This is a genomic window from Tenacibaculum sp. TC6 (genome assembly GCF_050606265.1).
GTDB lineage: Bacteria > Bacteroidota > Bacteroidia > Flavobacteriales > Flavobacteriaceae > Polaribacter.
The window spans coordinates 111,554-130,445 of record NZ_JBOCUK010000009.1 but is presented as its reverse complement, the minus strand read 5'-3'; the positions used below and the strand labels follow the sequence as shown (position 1 = coordinate 130,445).

The 18,892-nt window shown below is 32.7% G+C and carries 14 protein-coding genes; 9 read left to right on the top strand and 5 right to left on the bottom strand.

The features are described from left to right. From ACQY1Q_RS07470 to ACQY1Q_RS07460, 3 genes are all read left to right on the top strand, one after another. Positions 1-432 (top strand): GEVED domain-containing protein (locus ACQY1Q_RS07470; RefSeq protein WP_431004675.1); only part of this gene is annotated, 432 nt, incomplete at its 5' end. Positions 433-516: 84 nt separating this feature from the next. Continuing rightward, positions 517-4,869 (top strand): fibronectin type III domain-containing protein, encoded by a 4,353-nt coding sequence (locus tag ACQY1Q_RS07465; RefSeq protein ID WP_431004674.1) that lies wholly within the window; start codon positions 517-519, stop codon positions 4,867-4,869. A gap of 75 nt (positions 4,870-4,944) precedes the next feature. Beyond that, positions 4,945-6,804 (top strand): ABC-F family ATP-binding cassette domain-containing protein, encoded by a 1,860-nt coding sequence (locus ACQY1Q_RS07460; protein WP_431004673.1) that lies wholly within the window; start codon positions 4,945-4,947, stop codon positions 6,802-6,804. A 72-nt stretch (positions 6,805-6,876) separates the two neighbouring features. Here the strand turns inward: ACQY1Q_RS07460 and ACQY1Q_RS07455 are convergent, their stop codons facing one another. Next, positions 6,877-7,926 carry an isoaspartyl peptidase/L-asparaginase family protein gene (locus ACQY1Q_RS07455; protein ID WP_431004672.1) on the bottom strand — a complete coding sequence of 350 codons (1,050 nt, stop codon included), beginning with the start codon at positions 7,924-7,926 and terminating at the stop codon, positions 6,877-6,879. A 204-nt stretch (positions 7,927-8,130) separates the two neighbouring features. Here ACQY1Q_RS07455 and amaB point away from each other — a divergent pair, with 204 nt between their 5' ends. After that, entirely contained in the window at positions 8,131-9,672 is a 1,542-nt protein-coding gene (gene amaB / locus ACQY1Q_RS07450) for an L-piperidine-6-carboxylate dehydrogenase (protein WP_431004671.1), read from the top strand. A 76-nt stretch (positions 9,673-9,748) separates the two neighbouring features. On the opposite strand, the gene ACQY1Q_RS07445 is transcribed toward amaB, so the two are convergent. After that, positions 9,749-10,213, bottom strand: a complete 465-nt coding sequence (locus ACQY1Q_RS07445; RefSeq protein WP_431004670.1) for a hypothetical protein — start codon at positions 10,211-10,213, stop codon at positions 9,749-9,751. A 152-nt stretch (positions 10,214-10,365) separates the two neighbouring features. Here ACQY1Q_RS07445 and ACQY1Q_RS07440 point away from each other — a divergent pair, with 152 nt between their 5' ends. Further along, a complete protein-coding gene (locus tag ACQY1Q_RS07440) occupies positions 10,366-11,472 on the top strand; it encodes an NAD(P)/FAD-dependent oxidoreductase (RefSeq protein ID WP_431004678.1) in 1,107 nt (368 codons plus the stop codon). Between the two features lie 24 nt (positions 11,473-11,496). Further along, on the top strand, positions 11,497-11,949 hold the full coding sequence (locus ACQY1Q_RS07435) for a 3-oxoacyl-ACP synthase (RefSeq protein WP_431004669.1): 453 nt from the start codon (positions 11,497-11,499) through the stop codon (positions 11,947-11,949). 73 nt (positions 11,950-12,022) lie between these two features. Here the strand turns inward: ACQY1Q_RS07435 and ACQY1Q_RS07430 are convergent, their stop codons facing one another. Continuing rightward, positions 12,023-12,958, bottom strand: a complete 936-nt coding sequence (locus ACQY1Q_RS07430) for an ABC transporter ATP-binding protein (protein ID WP_431004668.1) — start codon at positions 12,956-12,958, stop codon at positions 12,023-12,025. A gap of 221 nt (positions 12,959-13,179) precedes the next feature. On the opposite strand from ACQY1Q_RS07430, the gene ACQY1Q_RS07425 reads away from it, so the two are divergent. The 3 genes from ACQY1Q_RS07425 to ACQY1Q_RS07415 are packed head-to-tail and all read left to right on the top strand — an operon-like array spanning position 13,180 to position 14,397. After that, entirely contained in the window at positions 13,180-13,713 is a 534-nt protein-coding gene (locus ACQY1Q_RS07425) for an RNA polymerase sigma factor (RefSeq protein ID WP_431004667.1), read from the top strand. Positions 13,714-13,726: 13 nt separating this feature from the next. Beyond that, positions 13,727-14,161, top strand: a complete 435-nt coding sequence (locus ACQY1Q_RS07420) for a hypothetical protein (protein ID WP_431004666.1) — start codon at positions 13,727-13,729, stop codon at positions 14,159-14,161. Positions 14,162-14,178: 17 nt separating this feature from the next. Further along, on the top strand, positions 14,179-14,397 hold the full coding sequence (locus ACQY1Q_RS07415; protein WP_431004665.1) for a hypothetical protein: 219 nt from the start codon (positions 14,179-14,181) through the stop codon (positions 14,395-14,397). 64 nt (positions 14,398-14,461) lie between these two features. On the opposite strand, the gene ACQY1Q_RS07410 is transcribed toward ACQY1Q_RS07415, so the two are convergent. After that, a complete protein-coding gene (locus tag ACQY1Q_RS07410) occupies positions 14,462-16,540 on the bottom strand; it encodes a M13 family metallopeptidase (RefSeq protein WP_431004664.1) in 2,079 nt (692 codons plus the stop codon). Between the two features lie 18 nt (positions 16,541-16,558). Beyond that, positions 16,559-18,724, bottom strand: coding sequence for a prolyl oligopeptidase family serine peptidase (locus ACQY1Q_RS07405; protein WP_431004663.1), 2,166 nt, complete (start codon positions 18,722-18,724; stop codon positions 16,559-16,561). Between the last annotated feature and the right edge of the window lie 168 nt (positions 18,725-18,892).

The following is an 18,892-nucleotide window of genomic DNA, read 5'->3' as shown; positions in this document are numbered from 1 at the left end:
AGTTATAATGTAGCTATACCAACAGATGCAGCGTTAGGATCAACGAGAATGCGTGTATCGATGAAGTGGAATGCTACCCAAACAGCTTGTGAGTCATTCTCATACGGAGAAGTAGAAGATTATACGGTAAATATTACGTCAAGCACATCAAGTTTAAATACAACTTATGATATCGTTGAAGCAGAAGCGTTAAGAAACGAAGGAGGTATTGATTTAATGGCTTATCCAAACCCTGCGATTAATTCGGTACAAGTAAAAGTAGGTTTCAGAGTAGAAGGCTCAACCTATAAGATTGTAAACACGATAGGAAGTGTAGTTCAATCAGGAAAGTTATCATCTACACTAGATGTGTCAGAGTTAAACTCAGGAATATACATCTTAGAAGTTAATGATGGTCAAAAATCATTGACAACTAAGTTAGTTAAAAAATAAAACCACATTCACATTGAATTTATATTAACAAAAAAATACAGTAAGGGGTAACCTTTACTGTATTTTGTCCTAAAAACCCCTTATATGAATAATAAGTTGAAATTTTTAATTGGTGGACTGTCGGTAGTAGCAGTAGCAATTATAGGTTCCACCTATTTAGAGAAAGAAAATGCTCTAGATGAATTAGCAGAAAAAAGAAGAGTACATGATGAATATTTAAAAAATAGTCCTTTAAATGAATCTTTAAAATGGGGAAAAAAAGAAAGAAAATTAAAAGGCTTACCTCCTAACAGGTATTATGATCAAATGCAATTACTTACCATGAACCCATCTACGGGAAGAATGGAAGATGGCAGTTTGGTTGGATTAAGAGAACAATTGCTAAAAGAAAGAAACTCTAAAGGAAAAAACAATTTACAAAGAAATCCGGGAGAGAATGGGAATTCATGGATTGAGAGAGGACCTAATAATGTAGGAGGAAGAACAAGAGTTGTTTTATTTGACCCTAATGATGCTACTAATAATACGGTGTATGCAGGAGGAGTTAGTGGAGGATTATGGAAAAATACAGATATAACCAATGCAAATTCGCAATGGTCTAGAGTTCAAAATGTTCCGGGGAATTTATCAGTAACATCAATTACAGTAGATCCAAGAAATTCTAATAGATGGTATGTAGGAACAGGAGAACAATACACAGCTGGTGATGTTGTTGGAAATGGAGTTTATGTTACGAATGATGGAGGTACTACATGGAATGCACTTGCTATTCCTGCAGCCGGAGATGCTATTATTAACTACAATGCTAGTAATATTTTCTTATCAGGAATTCATTATGTAAATGATGTATTAGCATGGGATAACGGAGCCGCTACAGAATTATTTGTTGCAGTTGGAGCCCATGTGTATGGAGATTCGTCTAGCCCTACCAACTGGTTAGGCTTACAATCTGCAGGACTATATCGTTCTACTGATAACGGAACTACCTGGAATAGAATAGAATCTGCCAATATGAAATATACATCTGGAGGTAAAGATTACTATTACATCCCTAACGATTTAGAAGTGAGTGCCAATAATACCATTTGGATGGGAACAATTAAATCTGTTTTAGATGCAAATAGTGGAGGTAGAGTATATAGTTCAACAAATGGAGGTACTTGGACAGAAGCTGCTGCGTCTCCATTAACAGAGTCAAATAGAGTTGAATTAGAAACATCAGCTACAGATGCTAATAAGATTTATGCATTAACACAAGGAACCACAAGTGCGGCACCAGTACATATTTATAAAACAACAGATGGATTTGCTACAATAAGTTCAACATCATTACCTAATGATGCCGATACTAATATAGCAGCTAATGATTTTTGTAGAGGACAAGCTTTTTATGATTTGGTAATAGAAGCTGACCCAACAAATGATAATATTGTTTATGTGGGAGGAATCGATTTGTTTAAAACAACAAACGGTGGAAACTCATGGTCTCAGTTATCTCATTGGTATGGAGGCTTTGGACATCAAAAAGTTCATGCAGATCAGCATTCCATAGCGTTTGGAAATAATAACTCTTCTAGAATGCTATTTGGAAACGACGGAGGAATTTATTACTCTGGAAATGCAGGAGGTACTATTAGTGTAAGAAATAGAGGATATAACGTTACTCAATTTGTTAAGGCTGGTATTGGACCAGACGGAGCCGGTGATGTTAACGGAATTTTTAGTGCAGGAGCACAAGATAACGGAACTCAGGCATTTAGAAATGCAGTAGCAGGAGTTAACAGTTCAACAGAACTAAGTGATGGAGATGGTTTTTACACTTTTGTTGATAAAGACGGTCAGTATATGATTGCTACGTATGTACACAATGTAATTTATAGATTTAGCTTACCTTGGAATGGTTCAGGAAGAGCACAAGGTGGAGCAACAACGTTATTGAATGATCAAAGTACCGGGGATTTTGTCAACCCAATGGATTATGATGATGCAGCAAATCGTTTATTAACAAATGCTTCTACAAGTACAGCTAAATCAATTAAAAGTATTAACGTAGCAGCTAATACAAAAGGAAATATTACAAATGCACTGTTAGATGCAAGCCCAACAGCCTTTAGAGCATCACCATTTGCTAATAACACTTGGTATGTAGGATTAGCTAATGGTAAATTATTAAAATTAACTAATGTAACGAATACTAGCGCTACCTGGACAAATATAAATACACCTTTTGTAGGATCAATTTCTTCAGTAAGATTCGGAGCTACTGCAAATGATATTTTTGTAACTATGCATAACTACGGAGTTACTAGTGTTTGGGCAACTTCAGACGGAGGAACTAATTGGGTAAGTAAAGAAGGAAACCTACCTAATATTCCGGTTAGAGATTTCTTACAAAATCCATTAGACAGAACAGAAGCTATTTTAGCAACACAATTAGGCGTTTGGTCAACGTCAAACTTTAATAATGCAAATCCAAACTGGACACAAGCATACAACGGTATGAGTGATGTTAGTGTTACTTCTTTTGATTACTGGAATATCAGTGGAGATCATACAAACAATAAAGTAATAGCATCTACTTATGGTAGAGGTGTGTTTACAGGAACATTTACAGCTAACGCAGTTGCAGATACACAAGCACCTACAGCGCCAAGTAATTTAACAGCAAGTTCAGTAACGTCAACAGGAGTAACATTAGCATGGACTGCTTCAACAGATAATGTAGGAGTAACAGGATATGATATTTATCAAGGAGCAACTAAAATAGGAACAGCAACGACTGCTTCTTATAATGTTACAGGCTTAACGAGTAGCACTAATTATAGTTTTTCAGTAAAAGCAAAAGATGCGGCAGGAAATGAGTCAGGAGCTAGTAATACAATAAACGTAACTACAACAAGTACATCAATATCTTGCTCATCAACAATTACCGTATTTCCATATAACGAAGGATTTGAAACAAACGATGGATGGACTCAAATTACTGGTGATGACGGAAACTGGATAAGAAGAACTGGTAGTACACCATCTTCAGGTACTGGTCCAAGTTCAGCAACACAAGGTTCTTACTACCTGTTTTTAGAAGCATCTACTAATGGTAGTACCGGGCAAATAGGATCAAATGCGACAGCAATTTTAGAAAGCGGATGTTTTGATTTATCTGAAAAATCTTCAGCAACATTCAGTTTTAAAAATCATATGTATGGAACTAACGTAGGGTCATTAAAAGTGCAAGGTACATCAGATGGAACTACTTGGGTAGATTTATGGTCTGATTCTGGAAATAAAGGAAATCAGTGGAATACTATTAATATTAACTTAAATACATATTTAGGGGGTAATGTTAAATTAAGAATTGTTGGAACAACAGGAAACGGATGGTCTAGTGATATTGCTGTAGATGATTTATCAGTTGAAGCAGTTGGTGAAGGGCAAGATATAGCCGCTCCTACAGCTCCTGCAAATTTAGGTGCAAGCAGTGTAAGTCAAACAAGCTTGACCTTAAGTTGGACTGCATCAACAGATAATGTAGCGGTAACAGGATATGATGTTTACCAAGGAACCACCAAAATAACTACTGTTACAGGAACTTCTTATAATGTTACAGGTTTAACAGCTAATACTAATTACAGTTTTTCTGTAAAAGCTAAAGATGCAGCGGGTAATGAATCAGGAGCTAGTAATACTGTAAATGTAACAACATTAAATAATGTAGTTAGTTATTGTACTTCTAAAGGAAACAGAGTCACTTATGAATGGATTGATTATGTATCTTTTGGAGGAATGACAAACACTACTTCAGCTAATGGTGGATATGGTGATTTTACTAGCAAAGTTGCAACAGTAACAAAAGGAACAACAAATCAAATTTTGGTAAGCGCAGGATTTAGTGGCTCAGCTTATACAGAGTACTTTACTGTTTGGATTGATTATAACCAAAACGGAACTTTTGAAAGTAGTGAGCAAACAGCTTTAGGTTCTTCAAATACGGCAACTAACAGATCTGCCAATATATCTATTCCTTCAACTGCGTTGTTAGGACAAACAAGAATGCGTGTTTCAATGAAATATAACGCAGCACCAACGGCTTGTGAAACTTTTGCTGACGGAGAGGTAGAAGATTATACAGTAAATATTGTTGATTCATCTTCAGCAATAGCCTCATCAACATCTAATGATGAAGTTGCAGAGCCATTAGATAGAGACGGATTAAGCAGTTTAAATGTATATCCTAATCCGGCATTGAATAATGTAATTGTAAGATTTGGAGATAATGAAAATGTTACTTATAAAATAACGAACACCATAGGACAAGTTGTTTTAAAAGGTACAACAATTAATAATACAGTAAATATTTCTGATTTAAAGAGCGGTATTTATGTATTAGAAGCCAGTGACAACCAAAAATCAATAACTACCAAGTTAGTTAAAAGATAACCAAAAACCCTTCTTTCTTTTTAACTAATGCTAACCCTGAGTTTTTGCTCAGGGTTTTTTATTTACTTTTGCCAAATGAATTATCTATCAGTAGAAAATATATCCAAATCATACGGTGAAAAAGTTTTATTTCAAGACCTTTCATTTGGTATAAATAAAGATCAAAAAATTGCTTTTGTAGCTAAAAACGGAAGTGGAAAAACTTCTATTTTAAATATTGTTGCCGGTTTAGATACTCCGGATGCAGGACAAATTGTAAGCAGAAAAGGAATTCATATAGCATATTTAGCACAAGATGTTGTTTTAAATGGAGAATTAACAGTAGAAGAAACCATATTTTCAACTGAAAATAAAATACTTCCTATTATTCAGCAATATGAAAAAGCATTAGAAAATCCAGACGACCAAGAAACTTATCAAAAAGCTTTTGAGTTGATGGAACAACATAATGCTTGGGATTTTGAAACCCAGTATAAACAAATACTTTCTAAACTAAAATTAGAAGATTTAAAACAAAAAGTAGGAACACTTTCAGGAGGGCAAAAAAAACGTTTAGGCTTAGCAATTGTTTTAATTAATAAACCGGATTTATTAATTCTTGATGAGCCAACCAACCATTTAGATTTAGAAATGATAGAGTGGTTGGAAGCATTTTTTGCTAAAGAAAAAATAACCTTATTTATGGTTACTCACGATCGTTATTTCTTAGAAAGAGTTTGTAATGAAATTATTGAGCTTGATAACGGTCAGTTATATAAATACAAAGGAAATTATTCATATTACCTGCAAAATAAAGAAGAAAGATTAGCACTCGAAGCAACGAACCTTGGTAAAGCAAAAAGCTTGTTTAAAAAAGAGCTAGAATGGATGCGAAGACAACCCAAGGCCAGAACAACAAAGTCAAAATCAAGAATTGACGATTTTTTCGAAATAAAAAAGAAAGCACACCAAAGAAGACAAGAACATCAAGTTCAGTTAGAAATTAATATGGAACGTTTAGGAAGTAAGATTGTCGAACTTCATAAGCTGAAAAAAACGTTTGGGAATAAGATTATACTTGATGGTTTTGATTACGTTTTTAAAAAAGGTGAACGTATAGGAATAATTGGTAAAAACGGAACAGGAAAATCTTCTTTCTTAAATATTCTAACACAAAAAGAACCTGTAGACGGCGGAAAAGTTATTACAGGTGAAACAGTAAAGTTTGGGTACTATACCCAAAAAGGAATTCAAATAAAAGAAGGACAAAAAGTAATAGAAGTAATTAAAGAGTTTGGAGAATACATTCCATTAACCAAAGGAAGAAAAATCTCAGCAGGTCAACTCTTAGAACGTTTTTTGTTTGATAGAAAAAAACAACATGATTTTGTTGAAAAACTATCAGGAGGAGAACAAAAACGATTGTATTTATGTGCCGTACTTATACAAAACCCCAATTTTCTTATTCTAGATGAGCCAACAAACGATTTAGATGTAGTAACCCTTAATGTGTTAGAAGAGTTTTTATTAGACTATCCGGGTAATTTAATTGTAGTGTCTCACGATCGTTATTTTATGGATAAAATAGTAGACTCTCTATTTGTCTTCAGAGGCGAAGGAACTATAGAGAATTTTCCGGGGAATTACTCAGATTTTAGAGCATATGACAGCTCGCTGCCACCTCAACCTAAAGAAGAGGAGAAAGTGGTTGAAAAGCAAGAAAAAGCACCTCAAAAAGGAAAGTTAAGCTATAATGAAAAGAGAGAATATGGTTTGCTAGAGAAAGACATAGAAAAATTACAAAAGAAAAAAGAAAGTATTGAAGCCCAATTTTCTAATGGAGAGGTTGATATGGATGATATCAACGATAAATCTTTAGAATTACAAGAAATTATTGAAACTCTTGAAGAAAAAGAAGAAAGATGGCTTGAATTATCAATGAAACTAGAAGAATAAAAGTATTAATAAAAACAAAAAACGCTTCTTTATATATACAAGGAAGCGTTTTTTGTTTTTTTATGATAAAGATTAATCTTTATAAATTTTTACCGTTAACTCGCCCTTATCGTTCATAGACGCTCTATACATTCCTGCAGTATTAAATTCAAAAGCAATAGCTCCGTTTTTATCAATCGCAATAATACCGCCAGTACCTCCCATTTTAGTAAGTTTATCTTGTATTACATTTTGAGTTGCTTCTTTTAACGAAACATTTTTATATTCTATTTGAGCAGCAATATCATGGGCAACTACACCTCTGATAAAATATTCACCCCAACCGGTTGAAGAAACCCCGCAGGTTGCATTATTAGCATAAGTGCCGGCACCAATAATTGGTGAATCCCCTATTCTGTTCCAACGCTTGTTTGTCATTCCTCCTGTAGAAGTTCCTGCAGTGATATTACCATTTTTATCTAAAGCCACACACCCAACAGTTCCGAACTTACTATTTTTAATATCTGCATCATAAAAAGCTGTTTTTTCATCATGGTCAAGTTGCGTTTTTTCTTTCTCTTTAATTTTTTGTAAAGATTGAAATCTTCTTTCCGTATAAAAATAACTTGGATCCATGATTTCCAATCCTTTTTCTTTAGCAAATGAATCGGCTCCGGCCCCTGATAATAAAACATGATTAGAATTATTCATCACTTCAATAGCTGCCGTAATAGGATTCTTTACAGTTTTAACCCCGGCCACAGCCCCGGCATTTAATGTTTTTCCTTCCATAATAGAAGCATCCATTTCGTTGGTTTCGTCATTAGTAAATACGGCTCCTTTTCCGGCGTTAAATAAAGGAGAATTTTCCATAACGTGAATAGAAGCCTCAACCGCTTTTGTGCTTGAACCCTCATTCTTTAAAATGTCATAACCGACTCTGATGGCTTCTTCCAACGTTTCTTCATAAGCTTTTTCCAGCTCAGGAGTCATATTTTCTTTTAAAATAGTTCCGGCTCCTCCGTGAATAACAATAGCAAATTTATTCTGTTGAACATTTTGATTGTCGTTGGAATCTTTTTGAGTTGTAGTATTACAACTCAAAAAAGTTGTAACAAACAATAATAATAGTATACGTTTCATGATTAGTTGTGCTTAAAGATCTTAATTTAATTTAGTTATGTGTTTATTGTAAAGATGAAAAATAATCATAGTTAAACAGATATTATTTCACATAATGTTTTAAAATTTAACAAAATTCTTTTAAATGTTTAATTATTATAATGTTATTTTATTTGTAGTTTTGTTTCCTATAAAAGTACAACTATAATTAAACTTAAAGATATAATGACTGATTTTGGAATTGAAAAGGCTTTTAAAGAGTTAGGCTTACAAGAAATAAATGAAGGAACCTCAACAGGTTCTGTAAACTTTTCAAACGGAGAAATCATAGAATCGTATTCTCCGGTAGATGGTAAATTAATAGGAAAGGTAAAAGCTTCTACAAAAGAAGACTATGAAAAAGTAATGCAAGCAGCAACAGAAGCTTTTAAAACTTTCAGAGTAATGCCAGCTCCTCAACGTGGAGAAATTGTACGTCAATTTGGTGAGAAATTACGTGAGAAAAAAGAAGCTTTAGGAAAACTAGTTTCTTACGAAATGGGTAAATCTTACCAAGAAGGATTAGGTGAGGTACAAGAAATGATTGATATCTGTGATTTTGCAGTTGGTTTATCACGTCAATTACATGGTTTAACAATGCACTCTGAGCGTCCGGGACATAGAATGTACGAACAATATCATCCATTAGGAGTTGTTGGAATTATTTCAGCATTTAACTTCCCGGTAGCAGTTTGGTCTTGGAACACAGCTTTAGCATGGATTTGTGGTGATGTTTGTGTATGGAAACCATCAGAAAAAACCCCTTTATGTGGAGTAGCTTGTCAAAATATTATAGCTGAAGTATTAAAAGAAAATAATTTACCGGAAGGAATTTCTTGTTTAGTAAACGGAGATTATAAAGTAGGTGAATATATTTCTAAAGATACTCGTGTTCCGTTAGTATCAGCTACAGGATCTACTCGTATGGGTAAAATTGTTGCTAAAGAAGTAGCAGGTCGTTTAGGAAAATCATTATTAGAATTAGGAGGAAATAATGCAATTATTGTAACTCCTGATGCGGATGTGAAAATGACAGTTATCGGAGCTGTTTTTGGTGCTGTTGGTACCGCAGGACAACGTTGTACATCTACACGTCGTCTAATCATTCATGAATCTATGTACGATCAAGTTAAAAATGCAGTTGCAGATGCCTATAAGCAATTACGTATTGGTAACCCATTAGATCAAAATAACCATGTAGGTCCGTTAATTGATAAAGATGCTGTTAAAATGTATGAAGCAGCATTAGAAAAAGTAGTAGCTGAAGGAGGAAATATTGTTGTTGAAGGTGGTGTTTTAGAAGGAGAAGGATACGAAAGCGGATGTTACGTAAAACCGGCAATCGCCGAAGCATCTAACGATTTTGAAATTGTACAACATGAAACATTTGCTCCGGTATTATACTTATTAAAATATTCTGGAGATGTTGAAAATGCAATAGCAATTCAAAACGGAGTAGCACAAGGACTATCATCAGCAATTATGACAAATAACCTACGTGAAGCTGAGCGTTTCTTATCACATGCTGGTTCTGACTGTGGAATTGCAAACGTAAATATTGGTACTTCTGGTGCTGAAATTGGTGGTGCTTTTGGTGGTGAAAAAGAAACAGGAGGAGGTCGTGAGTCTGGTTCTGATGCATGGAAAGTGTATATGCGTCGCCAAACCAATACGATAAACTATACAACAGATTTACCGTTAGCTCAAGGAATAAAATTTGATTTATAAAAAACAAAGGAAATAGTTATTTATAAACTTTAAAAGCCGTTTGAAATCTCAAACGGCTTTTTTTATAATTTAAAGGTTATTGCATAAAAACAGCTTTTCCTTCTTTTATATTTTCAATTTTAACATATTTGGTTTGGTTTCCTTCTTTATAACTCAAAACAGCTTCATTGTTTTTTAATTCGAAAGGAAAAACCTCTTGAGGAGGTTGGTTACCATATTCTTTTTGGCTGTCACCATGCAATTCTAAATCGTATTTAGAATTTTTGGGAGAAGTATTATAACGGCCAACAATATAGCGTACTCCGTCTTTTGTTTCTACAATAGCCTTTGTTATTCGGTTTATAAAATATAGCTGTTCAAAAGTAATTTCTTTTTCTGCAGAAAAAGAAATTTTTAAATCAACACTATTGCTACCAGGCATACCACCGGTAACGTTTGTATAGGTTGCTTCTTTAATAGTAAACGGAGGTTTTTGTTCAAATTTTGAACTGGCACATTGTGTAAAACTAATAGTAAGAATTAAAATACCGAAGAGTTTCATTATTTTCACTGGAATAAATTTAAATTAAACATCTGGTTATTTTCCTCGTCTTATTCAGAGGAGTACTTTTGCTATACAAAAACCTCTATAGGGTTAATGTTTAAAACTCAAGTAGTGTGCCAAATTACTAATTTATTAGAGATTATAAAATGATGAATTATAGTTATTGGGAATTAAAAGAATGGTTTTCAAATATTGATTTTACAATTGTGGGTAGTGGAATTGTAGGTTTAAATTGTGCCTTACAACTACAGCAAAAACATCCGAAAGCAAAAATATTAATTATAGAAAAAGGAGTATTACCACAAGGAGCAAGTAGTAAAAATGCCGGATTTGCTTGTTTTGGAAGCTTATCTGAGCTAATTGATGATTTAAAAACACATACAGAAGAAGAGGTTTTTAATTTGGTAAAAAAACGCTGGGATGGCCTTCAGTTATTGAGAAAAAACTTAGGAGATGCTGCTATAGATTTTCAGCAAAATAATGGCTACGAATTATTTTTAGAAAAAGATCTCTATGATGAATGTACAGCTAAAAAAGAGGAAATAAACAATTTGTTAAAACCATTATTTAAACAATCGGTATTTACAATAACAGCTAACCATTTTGGCTTCCATAAAATTTATAAGAATTATATAACTAATGTATTTGAAGGACAAATTGATACCGGAAAAATGGTAATTCAATTACTTAATAAAGTACAAAATTCCGGAATAAAAATTATCAATGCTACAACGCTTGAAAGTTTTACAGATAGCCAAGATAAAGTATATGTTAAAACAGATAAAGTTGAATTTACTACTCAAAAACTATGTATTGCTACCAATGGATTTACAAAAGAATTGTTACATGAAAATGTTCAGCCGGCCAGAGCTCAAGTGCTCATAACAAAACCTATAAAAGATTTGCCTATAAAAGGAACTTTTCATTTAGATAAAGGCTATTATTATTTCAGAAATATTGATAATAGAATTTTATTTGGAGGGGGAAGAAATCTTGATTTTAAAAGCGAAGAAACGACGAGTTTTGAGCAAACTTCGCTGATTCAAAATAAATTGGAAGAAATTTTACAAACCATTATTTTGCCATCAACTCATTTTGAGATAGCGCATAGATGGAGTGGTATTATGGGAGTTGGTAATCAGAAAAAAGCAATTGTAAAACAGCTGTCTAACAATGTTTTTTGTGGTGTTCGTTTAGGAGGTATGGGGGTAGCTATAGGAAGTTTAGTAGGAAAAGAGTTGGCAGATTTAGTATAAGTATTAAAATAACAAATTAGATAAGTGGTAAATATTAAAGATGCGCTTTATAAGCAATGCATACAATTTATAAATAATCGGTTACAAACAATTGAACATACAATAGCCTCTAATAAAAATGCTTTGTTATCTGAAACTAAAAGTACTGCCGGAGATAAACATGAAACGGGAAGAGCTATGTTGCAGTTAGAAATGGAAAAAGCAGGGCAGCAATTAGAAAGCGTTCAATTAATGAAAGAAACGTTAACAAAAATAGATAGTAAGAAAACAGTTACAGTAGGTTGTTTAGGAAGTATTGTAAAAACCAACTTAGCTACTTATTTTATAAGTATTTCAGCAGGAAAAGTAGTTATAGAAGAAAAAGAATATTTTGCTATTTCTGCTTCATCACCTATAGGAAACCTTTTATTAGGTAAAAAAAGCGGTGATATAATTCAATTTAATGGGAACAATATTACAATAGAACAAATTATTTAACACAAAGTAGGGAAAACAGTATAAAAACTGTTTTATTAAAGATGAATGTCAATCTAATTCAGTTGTTTGAAATTTAAACAGTTTTGCTATTAAATAATAGCGAAACTGTTTTTTTTCTGTCTAAAAAAGAGTGGTGAGTAAAAAAAATTAGTTGGCTATTATATTCAGCTTCAATCAACCAATAAAAACCTTTAAAATAACTTTTAATAACAATAGCTTTTATATCTGAGTTGTCAACTACCTGTATTTGATGCGGAAAAAACAGTTGTTTTACGCCATTTGCGGTAATTTCATTTACATCATCAAATAAAGAGGCGATGTACTTTTCTTTTGGGTTTTTATATAAGTTAGAAGGAGTATCTAAAGCAATAACTTGATGGTCTCTAATAACCATCATTTTATCGGCAAATGACAAAGCATCATTTCCGTCATGAGTAGCTACAATACAAGTAATATTTTTTTCTTTTAAATAAGTAAATAGCTTTCTACGTAAAGAATTCTTTTTAAAGTTGTCTATTTGACTAAAAGGTTCATCTAACAATAATAATTCCGGTTCTTTAGCCAAGGCTCTGGCAATAGCTACCCGTTGTTGCTGACCACCACTTAAGTTTTTAACTTTGGTATTTGAAAATTCTGTCATTTCAATTACCTCAAGTAATTCTTGTGTTCTTTTTTGTGCTTCTTCAGGGTAAAAACGAGATAAAAATTTAGCAATGTTTTCACTAACAGAAGTGTAAGGCATTAAGTCAAAATCCTGAGCTACATATTTAAAAAAATCCATTCCGGGTACTAAATGATAAGCAGGTCCTAAAATTTGAGTTTCGTTCCAAAATAAAGTTCCTTCATTAACATCTAATAAACCATAAATAATTTTAAGTAATGTAGATTTTCCACAACCACTTTCACCCATTACACATAAATGCTCTCCTGCTTGTAAAGAAAAATTAATATTCTTAAGCGTGCTTACTTGTTTAGGATATTGAAATGAAATTGAATTGACTTGTAGCATGATGCAAAAATAAGGAAAGCATTATTATTAATTTGAAGAATTCTATTTTAGAAATATGACTTTAAAGTCATGTATTTTATTTAGTGTTTTTTATATTTAATAGTTTGTTAATTAGGTTTTTATAATTAAACTTTCAATGAAAATAAAAAAAGTTTAAAAAAAACGCAATAGATTTTAAAAACCACGTCTTTATAGTTGAAAAGCGATTAAAAAGCTTGTAAATGAACCAAGAATCAGAAAACGTTAAAAAACTAAAAGCATTTTTTGATAAAGAATATCATGTTCTTAAATCGTATGTTGGATCTAAAATAAAACAAAGTATCCATCAAGATGCAGAAGATATTATTCAAGATGTAGCCCTTAAATTGTTTTCTGGAGCTAATGGATACTCGCCTATTAATAATGTAGCAGGTTTTGTTTATAGGTCTTTAAAAAATAGAATTATAGATGGTTTAAGAAAACCCAAAAAAGAAGAACATAGTATTGAAATTAATAATGCACGCCTTCATGAATTAACCGAGTTTCTATATGGTGCAAATGATACCGTGTATTCTGAAGCTATGAAAGAGGAATTAAAGTTAATTATTATGAATTTAAAACCGATATATAAAGATATAATTCTGGCTATTGATTTTGAAGGATATACGTATAATGAATTAGCAGAAGAACTCAATGTATCTATAGGAACACTAATGTCTAGAAGACATAGAGCTTTAGGAATTTTATTAAAAGAAATAAAAAGAGAAAAATATTAAATATTGAAAAAACATGCAGAATTTATTTAAAGAAAAAATGAAAGGGGAGTCTCCCGGAATATTTGTAGGAAGAATTATTGTTGGTGTTATTGCTGTTATAGGATTAGCAATACTGTTCGGATATATAATTATGTGGTTGTGGAACAGTTTAATGCCTGATATTTTTGGGCTACCAATAATTAATTATTGGCAGGCAGTTGGTTTATTCATCTTGTCAAAAATACTGTTGTCATCTGATAGTTGTGGTGGTGGAAAACATTCTTCAGAACACTCTTCAAAAAGAAGAAGAAAACATAAGTTTAAAGCATACTGCGGAAAGAACTGTAAAGATGATTTTTCAGAGTGGGAACATTATGAGAAATTTTGGGAAGAAGAGGGAAGCGAGGCTTATAAAAAGTATACAGAAAAAATAAAGGAAGAAAACAATAAAAATACTAAAGAAAACTAACCTTATTCTAGTTTGTTATGAAGCTATTTATTTTCAGTACAAATATTAACACGCAACAAAAAGTTAAATCTGTACACAAATTATTTAATAATGATCAAAATATAATTGATTTTTCTGTTGATATAGAAGATATAGATAATGTTTTACGAATAGAAACAACAGATATAATAAATGAATCTGATATTATTGACAGAGTAAAAAATAAAGGCTTTAATTGCGTTGAATTAGCCGATTAAACATCATAAAAAACCCCAACATAAACATGTTGGGGTTTTTTTATAGTTTTTGTTTTTAGATGTATTACCAAATACGTACTCTTTCTTCTGGTTTTAGATACATATTATCTCCTTCTTTAACATCAAAAGCTTCATAAAAAGCATCAACATTTTTAAGAGGCATGTAGGCTCTATACATTCCTGGAGAGTGAGTATCTGTCATGATTAAGTTTTTTAAAGCTTCATCACGCATTTTTGTTCTCCAAATAGTCCCCCAAGAAAGGAAAAAACGTTGTTCAGGCGTAAATCCATCTATGTTTTCTGGGCGACCATTCTTTGCCAAGAAAATTTGTAATCCTTCATAAGCAGCTTGTATACCACCTAAATCACCGATATTTTCACCTAACGTAAATTTTCCGTTTAAATGCATACTATCTATAGCTACAATATTGTCAAACTGAGAAATTAATTTTTCACCGGCGGCAGCAAATTTTTCAGAATCTTCTTCAGTCCACCAGTTTTTAAGGTTACCATCTCCGTCAAAACGAGAGCCGGAATCATCAAAACTATGTGAAATTTCATGACCAATAACTGCTCCGATACCACCATAATTTACAGCTTCATCAGCCTTGTAGTTGTAAAAAGGAGGCTGTAAAATAGCAGCAGGGAAAACAATTTCATTATTTACAGGATTAAAATATGCATTTACAGTTTGTGGAGACATACCCCACTCAGTTCTGTCAACTTCTTTACCTAACTTATCAATATTTTTGTAAAAGTTCCACTTACGAACGTTTACTGAATTGTCAAAATAGGTTCCGCCTTCTTTTACTCCTTTAACTTGTAAAGCTGAGTAATCTTTCCACTTATCTGGATACGCAATTTTTACAGTTAATTTATGTAATTTATCTAAAGCTTTCTTTTTAGTTTCTTCGCTCATCCAAGGTAATTGATTAATGCGTTTTTCAAAACCAAGCATTACATTATCAATCATTTCCTTTGCTTTTTGTTTTGCTTCAGGTGGAAACTTTTTATCTACATATAATTTTCCTAAAGCTTCACCAATGGCTCCGTTTAAGTTACCTAAAGCACGCTCATCTCTTGGACGTTGTTGTTTTGCTCCACGCATTTCTTTGCTGTAAAACTCCCAATTAGCTTTTTCTAAATCAGTAGATAATAAACCTAATGAGTTGTTAATGATGTTCCAACGAAGTAATAATTTTATATCTTCTACCGGACGGTTTTTAAGAATTTCACTCATTGCTTTAAAATACCCGGGATCTGTAACAATTACTTTGTCAATAGCATCTACACCAATTCCTTTCAAGTGTGCAGTCCAATCAATTGTTGGTGCTAAAGCTGTTAATTCTTCAACAGACATTGGGTTGTAAATCTTACGAGTATCTCTACGCTCTTCTTTTGTCATTCTTGGTTCAGCTAAACTCTTTTCAAAAGAAACAATAGTTGCTGCATTTTTCTTAGCCGTAGCTTCATCATCACCAAATTCTTGTAACATTTTAGCAACAAACAACTCATATTTCTCCAGTTTATCTTTTACCTTATCATCAACGTAATAATCTCTAGTTAAACCTAACCCACCGGCACTTATATAACCGGCATTCATATTACTGTTTTTTAAATCGTTAAAAACGCCAAAACCATAAAAACCGGCACCACCATAAGGAGCCATATTGGTAATAAAAGTTTGTACATCATTTAAATCTTTAATCTCATCAATTTTTTGAAGAAACGGTTTTACAGGTGCTTTACCAGCTTGGTTTCTGGCAACAGTATCCATAATTGTTCCGTAATAATTAACCGCTTTTTGTTGATCAGAATCTATTTCATTACCATTAGCATCTTTTATTTTAGGAAAATTACCTTGTTCAATAGCTTCACTTAAGATTGCTAATACATCAGCATCTGTTTTCTTTCTTAACTCACCAAATCCGCCCCAAGAAGTTCTATCAGCAGGAATTTCAGTTTTATCAATCCATGTTCCGTTTACATATCTAAAAAAATCATCTGTTGGTTTTACAGAAGTATCCATGTTTTCCAGTACAATTCCCTGTACCTTTTCTTCCGGTTTTTTATCTGTTTTACAAGCAATAACTCCTAAAGAAGCTACAGCAGATGTAAAAACAAGTTTATGAAAGGTCTTCATTTTGTTTAAATTTTTTGATTAAGATTTGATTTTTGATTTAGGAGGGTTTGGCAAAGCGTCAAAACCCATGTTAAATAAAGTGAACCCGAAAATATCGGCATATTGCTCAATAGTCTTAGCAACCGGAGTTCCGGCACCATGACCTGCATTGGTTTCTATTCTAATTAAAACAGGGTTGTTTCCTTTTTGTTTGTCTTGTAATTCAGCAGCAAATTTAAAACTATGGGCAGGCACTACTCTATCATCATGATCTCCTGTAGTAATTAAAGTTGCTGGATATTGTACCCCTGATTTTACGTTATGTACAGGAGAATAACCTTGTAAATACTCAAACATTTCCTGGCTCTGTTCTGAAGTTCCGTAGTCATAAGCCCAACCTGCACCCGCAGTAAACGTATGGTAACGTAACATATCTAAAACACCTACAGCAGGTAAAGCAACTTTCATTAAATCCGGACGCTGAGTCATAGTAGCACCGACTAATAAACCACCGTTAGAACCTCCTCTTATAGCTAAGAAATCAGACGAGGTATATTTGTTTTTTATTAAATATTCTCCGGCAGCAATAAAATCATCAAATACATTTTGTTTTTTTAATTGAGTACCTGCATCATGCCATTTTTTACCATACTCACCTCCTCCACGTAAGTTAGGAACAGCATAAACACCTCCTTGTTCCATCCACACAGCATTTCCTATGCTAAAACTAGGAGTTAAACTTACATTAAAACCTCCGTAACCATATAAAATAGTTGGATTTTTACCATTTAATTCTAAGCCTTTTTTGTAAGTGATAATCATAGGAACTTTTGTTCCGTCTTTAGAAGTATAGAAAACTTGTTTACTTTCATAATCATCAGCATTAAAAGAAATAGCAGGTTTCCAGTATAGCTCATAAGTCCCCTCTTTTGGATTGAATTTATAAGTAGATGCAGGAGTATTATAATTAGTAAAAGAAAAATATAATTCTGTAGCATCTGTTTTTCCACCAAACCCTCCGGCAGAACCTACACCTGGTAATTTTACTTCACGAATTAAATTACCTTCAAAATCATATTGTAATATTTTAGAAACAGCATCAACCATATACTCAGCAAAGAAATATCCCGCTCCTGTTGATGGTGATAATACATTTTCAGTTTCAGGAATAAAATCTTTCCAGTTTTCAGGTGCTGGATTAGCTGCATCAACAGTTACAACTTTTTTGTTAGGAGCGTTTAAATTAGTAACAATATATAATTTACTTCCTCTGCTATCAATCACATATGAATCACTATCAAAATTATCAACAATAGGAATTAATTTATTGGTAGGATTGCTTAAGTCCTTAATAAATAACTTATTTCCGGAAGTTGAAGTTGACGCAGAAATTAATAAATACTTGTTATCTTCGGTCAAATAACCACCCACATAACGATGTTTTTCTTCAGGAGTTGCACCAAAAATAATAGCATCAGAACTTTGTGGTGTACCTAATTTGTGGAAATACAATTTATGCTGGTCTGTTTTTGCTGATAGTTCACTTCCTTTAGGTTTGTCGTAACTAGAATAGTAGAAGCCTTCGTTTCCTTTCCAAGCAATTCCGGAGAACTTTACATCTACTAAAGTATCTTCTTTAATCTCTTTAGTTTCTGCATCCATTATAATTACTTTTCTCCAGTCACTTCCTCCTTCAGAGATAGCATAAGCAACAGTTTTACCATCTTTAGTAAAACTTACAGAACCTAATGAAGTAGTACCATCTTCAGCAAAAGTATTAGGATCTAAAAACACCTCTTCTTTACCATCTTTATCTTTTCTATATAAAACGTATTGGTTTTGTAAACCGTTGTTTTTATAATAATAAGTATAATCCCCTTCTTTAAAAGGAGTACCTACTTTTTCATAATTCCATAACTCAGATAAACGTTCTTTTAATTGTTCACGGTAAGGAATTTTACTTAAATAATCAAAAGCAACTTCATTTTCAGCTTTCACCCAAGCTTCAGTTTCTTTACTTCTGTCATCTTCTAACCAACGGTAGTTATCGGTTACTTTAGTACCGAAATATTCGTCAACAACCGGTTTTTTTGCTGTTTCGGGGTAAGTCACAGTTATCTCTCTTTTTGTAGTTGTTTTAGTAGGTTTCTCACAAGATACAAGTATAGCACTTGCTGCGAGAACGGGAAAGATTAGTTTTTTCATTCTTGGAAATAGTTAGATAATTCTCCCAAAGTTAGATGAAAAAAAACCAGAAATGTTACATTTTAAGATGATTTTAACATTAAGCAACATTTACCTAACACATTTGTTGTTAAAGATTAGTAAACACTAAGTTGTTTTTATTGAATGATAAATAATCATTGCTTTGTA

Coding starts and splice junctions, on each gene's coding strand:
- ACQY1Q_RS07465 (WP_431004674.1), top strand. CDS start 517: ATGAATAATAAGTTGAAATTTTTAATTGGTGGACTGTCGGTAGTAGCA.
- ACQY1Q_RS07460 (WP_431004673.1), top strand. CDS start 4,945: ATGAATTATCTATCAGTAGAAAATATATCCAAATCATACGGTGAAAAA.
- ACQY1Q_RS07455 (WP_431004672.1), bottom strand. CDS start 7,926: ATGAAACGTATACTATTATTATTGTTTGTTACAACTTTTTTGAGTTGT.
- amaB (WP_431004671.1), top strand. CDS start 8,131: ATGACTGATTTTGGAATTGAAAAGGCTTTTAAAGAGTTAGGCTTACAA.
- ACQY1Q_RS07445 (WP_431004670.1), bottom strand. CDS start 10,213: ATGAAACTCTTCGGTATTTTAATTCTTACTATTAGTTTTACACAATGT.
- ACQY1Q_RS07440 (WP_431004678.1), top strand. CDS start 10,366: ATGAATTATAGTTATTGGGAATTAAAAGAATGGTTTTCAAATATTGAT.
- ACQY1Q_RS07430 (WP_431004668.1), bottom strand. CDS start 12,958: ATGCTACAAGTCAATTCAATTTCATTTCAATATCCTAAACAAGTAAGC.
- ACQY1Q_RS07425 (WP_431004667.1), top strand. CDS start 13,180: ATGAACCAAGAATCAGAAAACGTTAAAAAACTAAAAGCATTTTTTGAT.
- ACQY1Q_RS07420 (WP_431004666.1), top strand. CDS start 13,727: ATGCAGAATTTATTTAAAGAAAAAATGAAAGGGGAGTCTCCCGGAATA.
- ACQY1Q_RS07415 (WP_431004665.1), top strand. CDS start 14,179: ATGAAGCTATTTATTTTCAGTACAAATATTAACACGCAACAAAAAGTT.
- ACQY1Q_RS07410 (WP_431004664.1), bottom strand. CDS start 16,540: ATGAAGACCTTTCATAAACTTGTTTTTACATCTGCTGTAGCTTCTTTA.
- ACQY1Q_RS07405 (WP_431004663.1), bottom strand. CDS start 18,724: ATGAAAAAACTAATCTTTCCCGTTCTCGCAGCAAGTGCTATACTTGTA.